The sequence below is a fragment of the Ferribacterium limneticum genome (genome assembly GCF_020510565.1).
GTDB lineage: Bacteria > Pseudomonadota > Gammaproteobacteria > Burkholderiales > Rhodocyclaceae > Azonexus > Azonexus limneticus_B.
In genome coordinates this window covers 3,020,908-3,037,167 of sequence record NZ_CP075189.1, presented here as the reverse complement: position 1 = coordinate 3,037,167, position 16,260 = coordinate 3,020,908, and the positions used below count along the sequence as shown (strand labels likewise).

Annotated in this window: 15 protein-coding genes; 7 read left to right on the top strand and 8 right to left on the bottom strand. The window is 59.8% G+C overall.

Annotation, left to right across the window (positions count from 1 at the left end; translation table 11 throughout):
• Positions 1-20 precede the first annotated feature (20 nt).
• The 3 genes from phbB (KI610_RS14505) (at position 21) to phaR (ending at position 2,252) form a co-directional block, all read left to right on the top strand.
• Positions 21-761 carry an acetoacetyl-CoA reductase gene (gene phbB, locus KI610_RS14505; protein ID WP_226495673.1) on the top strand — a complete coding sequence of 247 codons (741 nt, stop codon included), beginning with the start codon at positions 21-23 and terminating at the stop codon, positions 759-761.
• Between the two features lie 49 nt (positions 762-810).
• The gene (gene phbB / locus KI610_RS14500) at positions 811-1,554 is read left to right on the top strand and encodes an acetoacetyl-CoA reductase (RefSeq protein ID WP_226400017.1); all 744 of its coding nucleotides are present in this window, start codon (positions 811-813) and stop codon (positions 1,552-1,554) included.
• 140 nt (positions 1,555-1,694) lie between these two features.
• On the top strand, positions 1,695-2,252 hold the full coding sequence (gene phaR / locus KI610_RS14495) for a polyhydroxyalkanoate synthesis repressor PhaR (RefSeq protein WP_226495672.1): 558 nt from the start codon (positions 1,695-1,697) through the stop codon (positions 2,250-2,252).
• Between the two features lie 57 nt (positions 2,253-2,309).
• On the opposite strand, the gene menC is transcribed toward phaR, so the two are convergent.
• Together menC and menB are read right to left on the bottom strand one after the other, a co-directional pair.
• Complete coding sequence (menC, locus tag KI610_RS14490) at positions 2,310-3,344, bottom strand: o-succinylbenzoate synthase (protein WP_226495671.1); 1,035 nt, start codon at positions 3,342-3,344, stop codon at positions 2,310-2,312.
• Positions 3,341-4,165 (bottom strand): 1,4-dihydroxy-2-naphthoyl-CoA synthase, encoded by an 825-nt coding sequence (menB, locus tag KI610_RS14485; RefSeq protein WP_226495670.1) that lies wholly within the window; start codon positions 4,163-4,165, stop codon positions 3,341-3,343. The genes menC and menB overlap by 4 nt, the downstream gene beginning before the upstream one ends.
• Before the next feature lie 177 nt (positions 4,166-4,342).
• Here menB and KI610_RS14480 point away from each other — a divergent pair, with 177 nt between their 5' ends.
• Complete coding sequence (locus tag KI610_RS14480; RefSeq protein WP_226495669.1) at positions 4,343-4,690, top strand: PilZ domain-containing protein; 348 nt, start codon at positions 4,343-4,345, stop codon at positions 4,688-4,690.
• Positions 4,691-4,700: 10 nt separating this feature from the next.
• Here KI610_RS14480 and ilvN read toward each other — a convergent pair whose 3' ends face one another.
• The 3 genes from ilvN to KI610_RS14465 form a co-directional block, all read right to left on the bottom strand.
• Complete coding sequence (ilvN, locus tag KI610_RS14475; RefSeq protein ID WP_226495668.1) at positions 4,701-5,012, bottom strand: acetolactate synthase small subunit; 312 nt, start codon at positions 5,010-5,012, stop codon at positions 4,701-4,703.
• A gap of 1 nt (position 5,013) precedes the next feature.
• Positions 5,014-6,684 carry an acetolactate synthase large subunit gene (gene ilvB / locus KI610_RS14470; protein ID WP_226495667.1) on the bottom strand — a complete coding sequence of 557 codons (1,671 nt, stop codon included), beginning with the start codon at positions 6,682-6,684 and terminating at the stop codon, positions 5,014-5,016.
• Between the two features lie 361 nt (positions 6,685-7,045).
• Positions 7,046-8,404, bottom strand: a complete 1,359-nt coding sequence (locus KI610_RS14465; protein ID WP_226495666.1) for an esterase-like activity of phytase family protein — start codon at positions 8,402-8,404, stop codon at positions 7,046-7,048.
• A gap of 400 nt (positions 8,405-8,804) precedes the next feature.
• Between KI610_RS14465 and KI610_RS14460 the strand changes: the two genes are divergently transcribed.
• Positions 8,805-10,058, top strand: a complete 1,254-nt coding sequence (locus KI610_RS14460) for a diguanylate cyclase domain-containing protein (RefSeq protein WP_226495665.1) — start codon at positions 8,805-8,807, stop codon at positions 10,056-10,058.
• A gap of 41 nt (positions 10,059-10,099) precedes the next feature.
• On the top strand, positions 10,100-11,758 hold the full coding sequence (locus KI610_RS14455; RefSeq protein ID WP_226495664.1) for a CorA family divalent cation transporter: 1,659 nt from the start codon (positions 10,100-10,102) through the stop codon (positions 11,756-11,758).
• Positions 11,759-11,779: 21 nt separating this feature from the next.
• Here KI610_RS14455 and KI610_RS14450 read toward each other — a convergent pair whose 3' ends face one another.
• The gene (locus tag KI610_RS14450; RefSeq protein ID WP_226495663.1) at positions 11,780-12,571 is read right to left on the bottom strand and encodes a hypothetical protein; all 792 of its coding nucleotides are present in this window, start codon (positions 12,569-12,571) and stop codon (positions 11,780-11,782) included.
• A gap of 172 nt (positions 12,572-12,743) precedes the next feature.
• Here KI610_RS14450 and KI610_RS14445 point away from each other — a divergent pair, with 172 nt between their 5' ends.
• Positions 12,744-13,931 carry a GGDEF domain-containing response regulator gene (locus KI610_RS14445; protein ID WP_226495662.1) on the top strand — a complete coding sequence of 396 codons (1,188 nt, stop codon included), beginning with the start codon at positions 12,744-12,746 and terminating at the stop codon, positions 13,929-13,931.
• A 63-nt stretch (positions 13,932-13,994) separates the two neighbouring features.
• Here KI610_RS14445 and KI610_RS14440 read toward each other — a convergent pair whose 3' ends face one another.
• Positions 13,995-15,527: a fumarate hydratase gene (locus tag KI610_RS14440; RefSeq protein WP_226495661.1), complete on the bottom strand. Its 1,533-nt coding sequence runs from the start codon at positions 15,525-15,527 to the stop codon at positions 13,995-13,997.
• A gap of 13 nt (positions 15,528-15,540) precedes the next feature.
• Positions 15,541-16,077: a TIGR00645 family protein gene (locus KI610_RS14435; protein ID WP_226495660.1), complete on the bottom strand. Its 537-nt coding sequence runs from the start codon at positions 16,075-16,077 to the stop codon at positions 15,541-15,543.
• Between the last annotated feature and the right edge of the window lie 183 nt (positions 16,078-16,260).

Here is a 16,260-nt window from a genome sequence, read left to right as displayed (position 1 = left end):
CTTCTCGAGAGGGTATAACAATGTCGCGAGTTGCACTGGTTACTGGAGGAATGGGTGGTCTCGGCGAGGCCGTTTGCATCAAGCTGGCTGCATTGGGTTTCAAGGTCGTCACGACCTATTCGCCGGGCAATGCCAAGGTTCAGGATTGGCTCAAGGGAATGAACAACATGGGTTACGGCTTCAAGGCCTATCCGTGCGATGTGACCGATTTCGACTCGGCTCGCGAGTGTGTCGAAACGGTGAGCAAGGAAGTCGGACCGGTCGATGTGCTGGTCAATAATGCCGGCATCACGCGCGACATGACTTTCAAGAAAATGACCAAGGCTGATTGGGATGCCGTCATCCACACCAACCTCGACTCCGTGTTCAATATGACCAAGCAGGTCATGGAGGGCATGGTCGAGCGCAAGTGGGGGCGGGTCATCAATGTCGGTTCGGTCAATGGCCAGAAGGGCGCCTTCGGGCAGACCAACTATTCCGCGGCCAAGGCCGGCATGCACGGTTTCACCAAGGCGCTGGCCCTGGAAGTCGCCAAGCAGGGCGTGACGGTCAACACGATTTCGCCGGGTTACATTGGCACCAAGATGGTGACGGCAATCCCGCAGGAAATTCTCGATTCAAAAATTCTGCCGCAGATTCCGGTCAATCGACTGGGCAAGCCGGAAGAAATCGCCGGCCTTGTCGCCTACCTCGCTTCTGACGAAGCGGCGTTCGTGACTGGGGCCAATATTTCCATCAACGGCGGTCAGCACATGTATTGATCGCCGCAATTTTTTACCCCGCTCTATTTAACAACAGGAAGGAATAACTATGACTCAACGTGTTGCTCTCGTTACCGGCGCTATGGGTGGTCTTGGAACTGCAATTTGTCAGGAACTGGCCAAGGCTGGCCACAAGGTGGTCGCTTCTTACCACCCGCAATTCGACAACAAGGATGCCTGGCTGGCTGAAATGGCTGAAGCCGGCTTCAAGGATTTCGTCTGTGTCGCTGGTGACGTTTCGTCGCTGGAAGACTGCCAGAAGATGGTTGCCGAAGCTGAAGCCGCTTGCGGCCAGGTCGACATCCTCGTGAACAATGCCGGTATCACTCGTGACCGCATGTTCGCCAAGATGGAAAAGGACGGCTGGGATGCAGTTATCGCCACCAACCTGACCTCGCTGTTCAACATGACCAAGCAAGTCTCTGCCAAGATGGCCGAGCGTGGCTGGGGTCGCATCATCAACATATCCTCCGTCAACGGCGTCAAGGGTCAAGCTGGCCAGACCAACTACTCCGCTGCCAAGGCTGGTGTGATCGGCTTCTCCAAGGCACTGGCTGCCGAACTGGCCGCCAAGGGCGTGACCGTTAACGCCATCTGCCCGGGCTACGTTGCCACCAAGATGGTCATGGCGATCAAGCCGGAAGTGCTGCAGTCCATCATCGACACCGTGCCGATGAAGCGTCTGGCCAAGCCGGAAGAAATCGGTGGCGCCTGCGCCTACCTGGCTTCCGATCTGGCTGCCTTCATGACCGGCGCTACGATGAACATCAACGGCGGTCTGTACTACCAGTAATTTATATCGAACAATGTTGCGGCTTTCGGCATGAAATATTGCTGAATTTTTGCAATGCAACAAGAACGGGCGCCCTAAAGCGCCCGTTTTTTTTGCTATAATGTTGCGCTGCACACAAACTCGTCCTGAAGGATCAAAGCATGTCGGAACCGGTACGCCTGATCAAGAAATACCCCAATCGTCGTCTTTACGATACCAAGACGAGTGCGTACATCACGCTGGGCGATGTGAAGGAACTGGTCCTCAAGTTCGAAGTATTCAAGGTGCTCGACGCCAAGACCGATGAAGACCTGACGCGCAGCATCCTGCTCCAGATCATCCTAGAAGAAGAATCGGGCGGCATGCCGCTGTTCTCGAGCGAGCTGCTTTCCGGCTTCATCCGCTTCTACGGCAGCACGATGCAGGGCATGCTCGGCAAGTACCTCGAGAACAACATGAAGACCTTCGTCGATTTCCAGGGCAAGTTGCAGGAACAGTCGAAGACCATGTACGGCCCGAATGGCGGCGACAATACCCACATGCAGGCAGATTTCTGGAACCAGTTCCTGAACTTCCAGCAGCCGGCCATGCAGAACATGATGACTGCCTATATGGATCAGTCAAAAAAAATGTTTCAGTCGATGCAGGACCAGATGCAAAACCAGACGCGGACCATGTTCACGGGTTTTCAGTACAACCCGGGCGACAAGCCCGAGTAAGCGTCGCTCCGGGCAGTGCTCTGCCCGGTTCAATCTGCTTCGGCAGTATTTCAAATTTCACCGATATTTCCGGTTGACCGTGGTATTCCCGGCAACCGTATGAGCCATGGTCTCATGGCTGGGCTGTCCGACCTTGGTTGATTCGCGGGACTGAAATCCGAGGCCGGGAACGCTCGGAATGGCCATTCGACCGCCAATGATGGCCGGCGCAGTGCCGGTATCTTCAGAAAACCACTCGCTTGTGGCCAGCCCGTGGACGGCGTCCGGCGCCACGGCGGCAGCCAGCTGGGCGCAGGCGAGCAGGCCGCAGGCGCTTTCCAGGCTGGAGGTGATGATGACCTCGATCCCCGATGCACGGGCGCGCAGCGCGAGTTCGACGCTGGCCAGCAGGCCGCCGTGGCGAGCCGGTTTGATGACGATGCGGCGGACCGGCGGGTGGTGGAAAAAATGGGCGTCGAGCAGGTGGATCGATTCGTCGATGGCGAGCGGGAAGGCTGCGGTCGACTGCAGTTTTTGCAGCAAATCCGGCGTCGGTTCGGCCAGCGGTTCTTCAAGGCCTTCGACCGGCAGGCTGGCGCAGGCAGCGATGAAGCGTTGCGCGTCGGCGAAGTTCCAGGCGCGGTTGGCGTCGAGGCGCAGGCGCAGCCCGGCCGGCAGCGACTTGGCGAGTTGGTGCAGGGCGGCGATTTCATCGTTGACCGGGGCGATGCCGATTTTTAGCTTGAGGACGCTGAAACCGGCCTCGCCAGCATCGGCCAGTGCTTCGGGGGTGCATTCCAAAATTGGCCCAAAATTCCGGTTGACCGTGACAAAGCTCGCCGGCGGCTCGCCACTGAGCCAGGCGTTGAGCGGCAGCCCGGCTTGCTGGGCAATCAGATCGAGGTGGGCGCATTCTTCGGCAAAAGCCGTTGCAGCGTCTTCGCTGATGCCGAATTCGGGCAACGGCGCGCAGTCGCCCCAGCCGGTCAGGCCGTCGGCCGATTGCAGGCGGAGCAGGCGGCCTTCACGCTGATTTAACTCGCCGCGACTGGTTTGCCACGGGCGCTTGAGCGGCAGGGCGTAGGGCAGCCATTCGGCGGCGGCAATTTTCACGGCCGTTTGCGATACTTTCCGAAGTTGGGCGGGCGGCGTTCGAGCCAGGCGTTGCGGCCTTCCTGGCCTTCTTCGCTCATGTAGAACAGGCCGGTGGCGTTGCCGGCCAGTTCCTGGATGCCGGCCAGCCCGTCGGTGTCGGCGTTGAAGCCGGCCTTGATCATGCGCAGCGCCATGGGCGACAGCTTGAGCATATCGCGGCACCAGTTCACGGTTTCTTCTTCGAGCTTGTCGACCGGCACGACGGCATTGACCAGCCCCCAGTCGAGTGCTGTGGCGGCATCGTACTGGCGGCAGAGTAGCCAGATTTCCTTGGCCCGCTTGAGGCCGATCGTCCGCGCCATAAGCCCGGCGCCAAGGCCTGCATCGAAGCTGCCGACGCGCGGCCCGGTCTGGCCGAAACGGGCGTTGTCGGCGGCAATGCTCAGGTCGCAGACGAGGTGCAGGACGTGGCCACCGCCGATGGCAAAGCCGGCGACCATGGCGACGACCGGCTTGGGCAGCCGGCGGATCTGCATCTGCAAATCGAGCACATTGAGGTGCGGCGTGCCGCCTTCGTCGATGTAGCCCTCGGCGCCGCGCACCTTCTGGTCTCCGCCCGAACAGAAAGCCTCGTGGCCCGCACCGGTCAGGATGATGGCGCCGATGGCGTTGTCACGATGGGCGCGGTGGAAGGCGTCGATCAGCTCATTGACCGTTTCCGGGCGGAAAGCGTTACGCCGTTCTGGCCGGTTGATGGTGATCTTGGCGATGCCTTCAGCCGTGTCGTAGAGGATGTCGGTGTAGGCGTGGGCGCTTTGCCAGCTGATGCTGTGAGTCATGATTCGTCAATGGTTGGGCAGAAAGGCAGAGTATAGCCGGGCCTTCGTGGGGTCGCATCGGCGCCAGGGCGCTGGATTTTGTCGGGCGGCCCGGCTATGGTAAATCCATGTAATTGTCGTGCGTTTGAACCACGCACGTGCAAAAATGTCTGTCTAGTGTTGTGCTGGAAATCTATCGTGAAAGAACGTCGCCGCTCCCCTCGCGTATTCCTCCAAGGCCACGTCTCCCTGAGTTTGGGCGGGATGCACCTTGAGTTGCCGGCGGCTGACATTTCGGTGTCCGGTATCGGCGTGCTGATCGACGCGGCCGTTCTCGGCGCCAAGCCGAGCGGTGAAGTCGGCGTCTGCCGGATCGATTCGCCCGATCTCGGCGGAAAGGTCGAAGCCTACGTCAGTATCATGCGCATTCGCCGGCTCGGTGAACGCCGGCTGGTCGGCTTGCGCTTCGAGTCGATCAGCGACGACGAACTCGAACTGATCCGCGAATACAAACGGAAGTGCCGGGAAACCCCGGCAGCTTCCTGATTGCTTGCCGTCAGGGTTGGAAGAAGGTTTCCAGATCCTGAAAGACCGCGTGGTCGGCGTTGTGCCGGCGAATCGCGATGACGTCCTCGAGTTTTTCCACCTGTTTCATCATCTGCGCCAGCCGCTGATCTTCGTTGACCAGCAGCCAGATGCGACTTTGCCGGCCGTCGCCAACCGGCAGGCAGAGGATGCCTTCGACGTTGTATGAACGCCGCGAAAACAGGCCAACGACGTGCGACATGACGCCAGCGTGGTTGTTGACGTCGATTTCCAGCACGGCGCGGGCCAGGGCGTTTTGTTCGTTACGGTTGATCGCGTTCATCTCAGGCTCCAATCATGTCGCGGTTGGCGGCGCCCGGCGGCACCATGGGATAGACCTTCTGTTCGGCGGCTATGCTGGCGTGAATCAGGCACGGGCCGGGGCGGGAAATGGCCTCCCTGAGCGTCGCGCAGGGATAGTCCGAGGCGTCGAGGTCGACCGCCGCGATGCCGAAGCCCTGGGCGATCTTGACGAAATCTGGCGACGAGCGGAACTGCGAGGCGAACAGCCGTTCGCCGTAGAACAACGTCTGTTGCTGATGGACGAGGCCGAGCGTGGCGTTGTCCATCAGCACGATCTTGATGTTCACGTTTTCCTCGGCGGCGGTGACCAGTTCCTGGATGTTCATCATGATCGAGCCGTCACCCGTGAAGCAGACCACAGTGCGCTCGCGTTCGGCCAGCGCCGCGCCGATGGCCGCCGGCACGCCGAAGCCCATCGTGCCCAGCCCGCCGGAAGTCAGCCACTGGCGCGGGCGGCGCAGAGGGTAGGCCTGGGCGACCCACATCTGGTGCTGGCCGACGTCGGTGGCGATGATGGCATCATCGTCGAGGCAGGCCGCAACGCTCTGGATCAGGCCGAAATGCGAACGCGGGTTGTCGGTGCTGTGCAGATCGAACGGGAACTCGGCTTTCAGGGCATTGCTACGGTCAACCCAATTTTTTCTCGAATTTTGAAATACGGCCGGCAGCAACTCGCCGAGTGCTTCGCCGATGTCGGCCGTGATGCCGATGTGCGCGGTCTTGATCTTGTCCAGTTCGGCCGGGTCGATGTCGATGTGGATGATCTTCGCCTGCGGGCAGAAGGCGGCCACCTTCCCGGTTGCCCGGTCGTCGAAACGGGCGCCGACGGCGATCAGCAGGTCGCATTCGTCGAGCGCTAGATTGGTGTAGCGGGCGGCGTGCATGCCGAGCATGCCCATGGCCAGCGGGTGGTCGACCGGCATGGCGCCGAGCGCCATGAGCGTCATGACGGTTGGCAGGCTGGCTTTTTCAGCCAGTTCGATGGCGACGGCCGAGGCGCCGGAATGAATGACGCCGCCGCCGAGGTAAAGGATCGGCCGTTCGGCCGCGTTGATCATTGAGGCGGCCTGTTCGATGAGCACCGGGTCGGCGGCCGGCGCCGGCTCGGCACGACCGGGTTCCGGCCACTCGCTGACGTCGATGGCCTGCGTCTGCACGTCCTTGGGAATGTCGACAAGCACCGGGCCGGGCCGGCCGGAGGCGGCGATCCGGAAGGCGCGCGGGATGACTTCAAGCAGTTCTTCGGCCGACGAAACGAGGAAGTTGTGCTTGGTGATCGGAATGCTCAGGCCGTAGGTGTCGACTTCCTGAAAGGCATCGGTACCGATCATCGCCTTGGGCACCTGGCCGGTGATGGCGACGAGCGGAATCGAATCGAGCTTGGCATCGGCGATGGCGGTCAGCAGGTTGGTCGCGCCGGGGCCGGAGGAGGCGAGGCAGACGGCGGGCAGCCCTGTGGCGCGGGCCATGCCCTGGGCCATGAAGCCGGCACCCTGCTCATGGCGGGCGAGGACGTGGTGGATGGCGGTCGACTGCCCGAGCGCGTCGTAGATGGGCAGGATGGCGCCGCCCGGAATGCCGGCGACGGTGCGGATGCCCTGGCGTTCAAGCAGGCGCACGATGATCTGGGCGCCGGTGAGAGTTTCTGTCATGGAGATTTCCTTTCGGTTGGTGGCGCAACCGGCGGGCTCCAAAAAACAAAACCCCGCCGGTTTGCGCCGGCGGGGTTTGGGGTTCTGTGCTGCTTCTGCTTACCCGATCCGCGACGGCGCGTGCATAACGACGCCTACTACGACTACGCATACGACGACCGGTTCCACTGCAAAGGCAGTGGCAGAGCGGAAGGTCGGGCGAGCGTTCATGCGGTTTAGGTTTCGTGAAAATCAGAAGAGCGGCAACTATCGCCGAGGCGGCGCAGAAAATCAAGCGTATGGCGAACAGGGTTATTCAAGATGCAGCATTCATTTCAGCTTGTCGGGCTGTGGCCCGACAAACTGAAATTGCGAAGCTGCCTTAGTGATGACCGCGATGGTTTTCGCTTGCTTCGCAGCGGCTGAACGTTTCTTCGTCATGCCCGTGGTCATGATGGTCGAGGCCGGGAATCGGTTTGGCCAGGCGAATTTTCAGGAACTCGGTGTTGTCCGAAGCGAGTTCGCGACCGCCGCCATACGGAAAATTATTGTCGTTGATGACCAGCAGCGTATGAGCATCAAGGATCAACACATTTTCGATCGTCACGTACGGGAAAGTGAAGGTCGTCTTGCCGTCGCCATTCAGGTCGTCCGGGTCGGCCAGATTCATCAGGTCGACCAGTTCGCTCTTCTGGACGGTGCCGCCGTTGGCAACGCCCTTGATGTCAGCCATGAAAATTTTCTTGAACGGAGCCCCTGTGGTCGTCGCGGTGTTGCCGTTGCGCTCGATGACCAGGAAACGGGAATTGTCGATGGCTGTCATGTCACCGATGGCGGTGCCGTTTGCGTCCAGCGGATAGACGAAGCTGACGCCAGTGTAGGCCTCGTTGTCGATGTCGAACTCGTTGATGCGCAAGGTCTTGGCGGCATCGCCGGCGACGGTTTTTTCGAGCAGCGTGTAAAGTTTGTCGCCGCGTTTGTTGATGGCCATGCCTTCAAAACCGCCCGAGCCGCCAAGATTGGCGACTGCCTTGCCGGCGACGACATCCTTGTGCTGCGGCGCATAGACGCCGGGTAGCGAGATTTCGCTGCGCAGTATGGTGCCGGAAGCATCGGTCTTGATCAGGTAAGGGCCGAATTCATCGCCGAACCAAAGCTTGCAGTTTTTGTCGCGGCGCATGGATTCGATGTCGAGGTCGGCGCCCGTCAGCAATCGACCAAACTTGATGCCCGGATCGATCGCCGGTTTTGCCGGGTCATTGTAATAATTGTCCAGATCGGCCTGGATAGTCATGTCGAGCTTGTGATTGGCATCGTTGAGCGTGATACGGCTCGGATTCGAGAAGTTCGATAGCGCAGAACCGAGCGTGAAATTGACGGCGGAAAACGTGCCATTGCCACCTGAAGCGGTCTTGAATTCCGGCTGGATGGCATAGACACGGAGCAGCGTGTCAGCCGAGTTGGCCTGAGCGCCAAAACCGTTGTCGGTCATGACCAGGAAAGTACCTTTTTCGGGGCCGGCCAGCACACCGGAGAAGCCCTGGACTGGCTGCATGTCGGCATAGGGCGGCAGATTGGTGCCGTAGGGGTTGGCGCCAGTAAACTGACCGGAGGTCGGGCCATCGGCAAAAGTAGCTGCAGGCAGCATGGCCCAGCCGATCAGGGTGTTGGACGCAGCGAAGGCCGGGGCGGCCATGGTGGCAACGACGGCGACGATCAGGGGCTTGATTGCAGTTTTCATTTCTTCTCCTCTATCAGGTGGGGGCACGTAGTTGCCGTCCGGAGTCATGGATGTTGCCGATTTACAGTAGCCATGACGTCTGCCCGGACCGATCAAACGGTTCCGGAGCGTTCGGGCTACAGTCAGACAACCGGACAAACGACGGGGCGACAACACGTACTCAAGCCTAAGTTCTGAATGTGACAATATCCGTGCGTGCCACTGATCCGATATGACTATGTCAACACGATGGGATGGTTGTTGCCGGTAACGCGGGGCGTCATTTGCTCGCACATGGGCATGACCGGCATTTGTTGGTGTGATGCAATTCTTGACTCAAATGGTCTTACGTCGCTTAAACTTCTGATCCAGTGAATGCGATATTCAAGTATTTGAAATAATTGGTGAATTTGGAATATAGATGACAAATAAACGCAAGGTTCTGATTGTCGATGCATCGCGAGTCGTACGGGCGTCGCTGGCCAAGCAACTGTCTGAGCGTTTTGATGTGCGTGATGAGGATAATGACGAGTCGGCATGGCAGACCATGGTCCTCGACAGTGCCATTGTGGCCGTCATATCGGGAACGACTTTGGTCAGAGACGATGGCCGTGGCCTGCTTGAACGCCTGCGCGACAGCAAGTTGTCGCGTTTGAAAAACGTTCCTTTTTTGCTCATGGTGTCGAACAGCTTTTCTGAGAGCGAACGACAGGAAGCCTGGGATTTGGGGGTCACCGAATTTATTGTCAAAGGTTCGACCAGTCCGTCGATCGAAAGCATCGTTTCGGCCCAGATGGAATGGCGAGAGGACGGCGTGGAGGGGCGTGCTCATACGCTCGCCCCGCTTCCCGAAGAACCGTTCGAACAGTTTGGTGACCAGTCCGACATCGGTATCAGCAATATCATGGGCCAGATTGCCGGGCTGGAGCCGTCGGGAAGCGACGAGCCGGGTGACGACGAGTACGGCAACGACGATACGGTGCTCGCCGAGGAGATGCTTGAAGAGTACTTGGCGAAAACCCTGCCCGAGGCGCTGGAGGGCCATGGTGTCGGCGTTCTCGCCTTTGGCCTCGATGGCTATGACGATCTGGTCGTCCGCTACGGGGCTGAGCTGGCCTTCGGTTCGGCCCAAAGATTCTGTTTTTTGTTGTCGCGAAAAATCCGGCCGGAGGACTTTATCGGCCAACTCGCTGATGGTCGGGTGGTCATTGTGACGCGATCGTCGACCGCCTCGATTTGTGCCGGATTTGCCAACCGGATCTGCAAGGCGATGGCGAGCGCGCAGATATCCGTCGAGGGCCAGCGCATCCATCTGACGGTCAGCGTTGGCGTTGCCGTCGTCCCCGATGACGGTGTCGAGTTGTCGGAGCAGGCCCTGCTGCAACTGGCTTATGAGCGCCTTCAGGCTGCCGCCCGGGCCGGTGGCAACCGGGTCGTCGCTGCCTCTAGCCTGCAGGCTTCCGGCCTTGCCAGCTGCGATTCATTCGTGCCACAGCTCAAGGAATTGCTGGCAACGATTGATCCCTCGGATTTGGGGCCTTGCCTGGGGTCGGTCGGGATGCAATTGATGCCTATCCTCAGGGAGCTCGACAAGAACTTCCATTTCGGCTTGCCGATCGAGGATATGAACAAGCGCCTGTGGGATCGGGCCCGGGCTGAACGAATGGTTTCCTGATCGATAGAATCGGCATGAGCAGCGCACATGGGGGAAATCAGATGACCGACACGCAGGGCGATGCGCAGAACGGTCGCGTTCGGCTCTTTCACGCCAGCCTGGTCTGGCCGCTGCAACTGGAGCCGATGGCAATTAGCGGTAGCGAGGGGCGGCACTGGGAGGTGTTCGAGTCGCGGACCGAGACGCATCCGTGGCGCCGGATCGACGATGAGTTCATGGAGGATGCCGGTCAATTCAAGGAGCGCCACTACCGCGAATTCGTTTCGTTTTTGCCTTATGTGCAGCGATTTCTTTATGGCGAAGGGCGCTCGCGCAATTCGGCGGCGGACGACCCACCGGGCGGCTCGCCGATGCACGTTTTCCGGCGCAAGGATATTGACCGGCTGCGCGTGACGTTGCGCAAGGGGCAGGCGCCGATCGAGTTGGACATCGTGCACCTCGATCTCTATTTCTTCCACGATCTCGAGGTCGTGCAGCTCAACCTCGAAGTGCGGGCCAATGACCTGCCGCTCGATACCGTGCGCGATTTCATGTTCCGCTTCGGTCGGGCCTATCCGTCCGGCTGGGAAGAGGGCGGCGAGGGTTTGCACAATGTCTACCTGGCCGAGTGGATCGGGATTGATGGTCAGGTCGTGGCGCGTTCCGATGCCGAAAAGCGCGAGAAATACCTGAGCTACGTCTGCCAGCATCGCAGCCCCTGCATTTCCGAACATTGGGCCAGCCTGCTGCGGCCGATGGTGTTGGCCCATTCCGACGAAGAGGGGGATTTGCGTTACCGCCTGATCGAATACCAGCGCATGCCGGTCATGGCCTTTCTCGCCGTCGACCAGCCGCGCACGCTAAGCCGCGAGGAGTGGGTACGTATCGGTCTGGCGACCATGCTGCACCCGAACGAAACGCTGCCGATCAACGAACCGGGCGTCATCGAATTCGAGAGCCGGTTCTGTCACGACCGTTTCTGGACCGACAGCGAGGCCGGGCCGAACACGCGCTTCATGTGCACCGGCAACGCCTTTACGGTGGTCGGTGATGCGGCATTCCCGTTTTTTGTCGATGGCGAGCGCGGCGTATTGGCCCAGTTCCGCCATCAGTATTTCCTCGTTTTCCTGATCGCGCATTTGCACCGTGCCTCGTTGCTGGCGTTTTCCGAGGTGCTGGTCGACGCGGTCAACGATCTCGATATTCGCAACGACAATTCCGTGCGCCGCTTCAAGCGACGGATCCGGGCCAATTTTGAAACCTTTCTGCGCTTCACGCACCGCTACTGGTTCCACGAGCTTTCCGAACGGCCGCACGTGCAGGCGATGTACCGACTGTGTTCCAACCATCTGCACAACGACGCGCTGTACGACGACGTCCGCGACGAAATCCGCGAGATGAGCCACTACCTCGACAGCGACTCGCAGCGCCGGCAATCGAATACCGTCGTCCGGCTGACCGTGATCACCATTCTCGGCTTGATTGCGACGGTGACAACCGGCTATTTCGGCATGAACATCATTGCCTTCGGCGAGGGCTCAATGCTCGAACGCGGCCTGCACGGGCTGATCGCCACCTCGGTATTCATCGGGCTGGTGCTTTTTGCCGTGGCCAAGTCGAAGCGCATGTCCGATTTCCTCGAAGCCCTGTCGGACGAAAGACTGACGCTGCGCGGCAAGTTCCGCGCCCTGTGGGGCGTGGTCGGCAAGACCGAGCGCTGATTCAACGGCCGGAAAGCGATTTCATTTTTGGCTGTTTTTTCGGGTTGACCGTAGGAACCCGATTTCCACGGCAGTTTCCGGCCCGACCAGCGTATCGGCCAGGCTGATCGGGATTTCGGCAGTCTGCTCGTCCAGCGGGATACGCCCACCCATGATCTCGGCCATTTCCTGCGGCAGGCGCGGGTCGCGTCCCGGCTCGGCATAGCCCTGCGGGTAGATCGGCTGCAGTGTGGCCAGATCGTATTTGTCGGTAGCGCCGAAGGTGTGCAGCATTTCGTGGGTGATGACCACGGCGTTCTGCCGGCGCTGCTGGCGCGAGGCGTAGGCGTGGATGACGCCGATCTGCCCCTTGCTCAAGCCGGTTGAGTGCGGCACCGACGGGTTGCGTGCCGGATCGTGAAAGAGCACGAAAAGCCGGATGTGCGGTTTCGGGCCGTCGATCTTGTCGTGCTGCGACGCCCACCAGCGCAGTTTCAGGCTCCACAGCATGGCCTCGAGCGCGCTTGGCTGGTGTGGTCGCGGCGGCGGCAGCTCGGCGAGCGGTGGCGCCACGCGCAGCGCGACCGGTTGCAGGATGGCGAGGCCCTGCTTTTCGGTCTGCTGCTGCATCCATTGCGCAATGTCTGTAAAGCTTTCGTTGTTCAGGCCGCTAATGTAGCTGGCAGTGGCCGGCGAGTTGTCGCCGGCAATCGGATAAACCGCGACGTGAATGGTGTGCTCCCAGGCCGTCAGCCGGGAATTGGAGCGCCACGCGCCGAGGCCGACGGTGGCGAGGACAAGGAGCAGGATCAGGATGCGGAATTTGCGGAACATGGGGTAGGCCGAGGCAAATCGAGGGGCAGAAAATATGACATTGTTGCAATCAGGGGGAAATGAACGAAGAGTCAGTAATGTAAGCGCCATCTCGCTGAATGAATTAAACTATCCCGTTAGTCGTAACATTGTTAATAATCGCGTAGTCAAGACGATATAGCACGGAAGAAATATGACAAAGTTGCAGAAAGTCCTGATCGTGGACGCTTCGCGGCTGGTTCGAGCATCGCTGAGCAAGCTATTGCGCGGGCATTTTGACGTATGCGAGGAGCGCGACGCAGAGTCGGCGTGGCAAACACTGGTCCTTGACTCGTCGATTATTGCTGCTTTTTCCGGGCTGGATATTGCCACGCTCGAAGGCGCCGAATTGGTCGAGCGCCTGCGGGCCAGCAAATTGGCTCGCCTCAATCGGCTTCCCTATTTTCAGCTGGTCTCGGACAGCTTCTCCGATGATGGGCGGGAGCAGGCAAGGCAACTCGGTGTTTCCGAGTTCATTCCGAAAAGAACTGCCGGCCAGGAGTTCCAGAATCTGCTGCTGCGTCTGATCAAGCCAGAGCTGGTTTCCGAACCGGACGCGATGACCAGCGTTGCGGAATTTGGCGACCAGAGCGATGTCGGCCTCAATGATTTCAAACAGCGTGTCGAAAGCCTGCCAGATCTGAGCGGCGAACTGCCCACGAGTCAGCTCTCGCCTATCCCCCGGCAACTCGAAAAGACAGACGGACAGTGCCTGGAGGACTCGCTTGCCTCGGCAGCGAACGCTCAGCCGCGTGGCGTTCTGGTCTTCGGGCTGGATGGCTACGAAGGCTTCAGAATTCGTTACGGCTGGGATCTGGCCGACAAAATCGTCCAGAAAATACTCGGCTTGCTGGCGAGCAAGATCCACGCGGATGAAAGCATGCTGCCGTTGGTCGGCGGGCGTATCGCCATCATTTCATTGATGGCCGGGCGCGAGCAGAGCGAAAAATTCGCCCGTGGCGTTTGCAATGCCATTTCCGCGGCCAATATCTCGATTCAGGGGATGCGCGTCGCCGTCACCGTCAGTGTCGGTATCGCCGCCTTGCCCGATGACAGTGCGGCAACGACAACCGACGAGCTGTTGCATCTGGCCATCAGCCGCCACGATGCTGCACACCTCTCCGGCGGTAACCGGGTCATCAGCATGACGGGTTGCGGCGGAACCAGTATCAATCAGGAGGTGTTCTTTGAACGCATCAAGGAAATGCTGGCCGATGAGTCGCCGACCACCTTGATGTCGTGCAAGGGCTGGCTGACGGCTGTCTGCAAGAAATGCCGCAAGTTGCGCGCGGCCGGTGAGGCGCCGCTCTGTCCGGTCGGGGATCTCGAAGAAAACTGCTGAGCGTTGGTTTTTTCAGGCGCAAAAAACCCGGCCGCGGCCGGGTTTTTGTTGTCCGGAAAAAACTTATGCCGAAACTGGAATCTTGCCGATCTTGATCTGCCATTCCTTCGGTCCGGTTTCGTGCACGCTGATACCGGACGAGTCGACGGCAACCGTCACCGGCATGTTCTCGACATCGAACTCGTAGATGGCTTCCATGCCCAGATCGGCGAAGCCGACGACCTTGGCCGACTTGATCGCCTTGGCGACCAGATAAGCAGCGCCGCCGACGGCCATCAGGTAGGCCGACTTGTTGTCCTTGATCGCCTCGATGGCAACCGGGCCGCGTTCGGACTTGCCGATCATCGAGATCAGGCCGGTCTGTTCGAGCATCATGCGCGTGAACTTGTCCATCCGTGTGCCGGTGGTCGGACCGGCCGGGCCGACGACTTCGTCACGGACCGGATCGACCGGGCCGACGTAGTAAATGACGCGATTGGTGAAGTCGACCGGCAGCTTCTCGCCCTTGGCCAGCATGTCGGCAATGCGCTTGTGGGCTGCATCGCGGCCGGTCAGCATCTTGCCGTTGAGGAGGAGTTTCTGGCCCGGCTTCCAGGCAGCGACCTGTTCCTTCGTCAGGGTGTTGAGATCAACCGAGGTGGCGGCCTTGAGGTCCGGTGTCCAGGTGACGGCCGGCCAGTCTTCGAGTTTTGGCACTTCGAGCTTGGCCGGGCCGGAGCCATCGAGATGGAAATGGCAGTGGCGGGTAGCGGCGCAGTTCGGGACCAGGGCGACTGGCAGGTTGGCTGCGTGGCAGGGGTAATCGAGTACCTTGACGTCGAGCACGGTAGTCAAGCCGCCGAGGCCCTGGGCGCCAACGCCGAGTGCGTTGATCTTCTCGAACAGTTCGAGGCGCAGTTCTTCCGGACGGGTCAGTTTGGCACCGCTAGCGGCCTTGGCCTTCAGTTCATGAATATTGACCGGTGCCATGATCGATTCCTTGGCCAGCAGCATGGCTTTTTCCGGCGTGCCGCCGATGCCGATGCCAATGATGCCGGGCGGGCACCAGCCGGCGCCCATTTCCGGGATCTTGTGCAGCACCCAGTCGACGAGGTCGTCGGACGGGTTGAGCATGGCGAACTTGGACTTGGCTTCCGAGCCGCCGCCCTTGGCAGCACAGATGACTTCGACGTGGTGGCCGGGAACGATTTCAAAATGGACGACAGCTGGAGTGTTGTCCTTGGTGTTCTTGCGGGCACCGGCCGGGTCAGCCAGCACCGAGGCGCGCAGCGGATTGTCCGGGTTGCCGTAGGCGCGGCGGACGCCTTCGTCGATCATCTGCTGAATGCTCATGGTGGCATCCGGCCAGGTGACCTGCATGCCGACCTTGATGAAGACCATGCCGATCCCGGTGTCCTGACAGATCGGGCGGTGGCCTTCGGCGGACATGCGCGAATTGGTCAGGATCTGGGCGATGGCGTCCTTGGCAGCGGGGCTTTCCTCGCGCTCATAGGCTTCACCGAGGGCCTTGATGTAATCGAGCGGGTGGTAGTAGCTGATGTACTGGAAAGCATCGGCAACGGACTGGATCAGATCTTCTTGTTTGATGGCGGTCATGCGCAACTCCGGGTCAGTGGTTTTTCTGGTGTTGAAGAGCGAGGGTCTGGGTCATGGTCTTGTCTACCATCGCCATGGCCAGGGCGGAGAAAAGGAATACGACGTGAATGACTACCTGCCACATCAGTGTGTGCTCGGACAGGTTGTTGGCATTGATGAAGCTCTTCAGCAGGTGAATCGACGAGATGCCGATGATGGCGGTCGAAAGCTTGATCTTGAGAACGCCAGCATTGACGTGGGAGAGCCATTCCGGCTGATCCGGGTGGTCTTCGAGATCAAGGCGGGAGACGAAGGTTTCATAGCCGCCGACAATCACCATGACCAGCAGGTTGGCAATCATCACGACGTCGATCAGGCCGAGAACGACCAGCATGACTTCGGTTTCGCTGAAATGGGCGGCATCGAAGACGCTGCTGACCAGATGGCTTAACTCGACCATGAACAGCCAGCAATAGACCACTTGGGCAATGATCAGGCCAAGGTAGAGCGGGGCCTGAATCCAGCGACTGGCAAAGATGAAGGTCTCAAGGGATTTGATTGGCGAGCTCATTTTGGGAATCATAAATTGGGGAGCCGAAGTTTATCACGCGACCCGCCGGCTTCCGGAATCCCTTGAAATGCTGCGGCGCAGCGTGATTTCGTAAGGCCTTTGTAAGAATATCGAAGTCTAATGCCGCATCAACGCTGGCGGGGGAGTGAAGTGTTCTCCGGCTTGCGCGGCTTTAAACAGTTC

Excerpts from the sequence above, each read along its gene's own strand:
- phbB (WP_226495673.1), top strand. The coding sequence starts at position 21 with ATGTCGCGAGTTGCACTGGTTACTGGAGGAATGGGTGGTCTCGGCGAG.
- phbB (WP_226400017.1), top strand. The coding sequence starts at position 811 with ATGACTCAACGTGTTGCTCTCGTTACCGGCGCTATGGGTGGTCTTGGA.
- phaR (WP_226495672.1), top strand. The coding sequence starts at position 1,695 with ATGTCGGAACCGGTACGCCTGATCAAGAAATACCCCAATCGTCGTCTT.
- menB (WP_226495670.1), bottom strand. The coding sequence starts at position 4,165 with ATGACTCACAGCATCAGCTGGCAAAGCGCCCACGCCTACACCGACATC.
- ilvN (WP_226495668.1), bottom strand. The coding sequence starts at position 5,012 with ATGAACGCGATCAACCGTAACGAACAAAACGCCCTGGCCCGCGCCGTG.
- ilvB (WP_226495667.1), bottom strand. The coding sequence starts at position 6,684 with ATGACAGAAACTCTCACCGGCGCCCAGATCATCGTGCGCCTGCTTGAA.
- KI610_RS14465 (WP_226495666.1), bottom strand. The coding sequence starts at position 8,404 with ATGAAAACTGCAATCAAGCCCCTGATCGTCGCCGTCGTTGCCACCATG.
- KI610_RS14460 (WP_226495665.1), top strand. The coding sequence starts at position 8,805 with ATGACAAATAAACGCAAGGTTCTGATTGTCGATGCATCGCGAGTCGTA.
- KI610_RS14455 (WP_226495664.1), top strand. The coding sequence starts at position 10,100 with ATGACCGACACGCAGGGCGATGCGCAGAACGGTCGCGTTCGGCTCTTT.
- KI610_RS14450 (WP_226495663.1), bottom strand. The coding sequence starts at position 12,571 with ATGTTCCGCAAATTCCGCATCCTGATCCTGCTCCTTGTCCTCGCCACC.
- KI610_RS14445 (WP_226495662.1), top strand. The coding sequence starts at position 12,744 with ATGACAAAGTTGCAGAAAGTCCTGATCGTGGACGCTTCGCGGCTGGTT.
- KI610_RS14440 (WP_226495661.1), bottom strand. The coding sequence starts at position 15,527 with ATGACCGCCATCAAACAAGAAGATCTGATCCAGTCCGTTGCCGATGCT.
- KI610_RS14435 (WP_226495660.1), bottom strand. The coding sequence starts at position 16,077 with ATGAGCTCGCCAATCAAATCCCTTGAGACCTTCATCTTTGCCAGTCGC.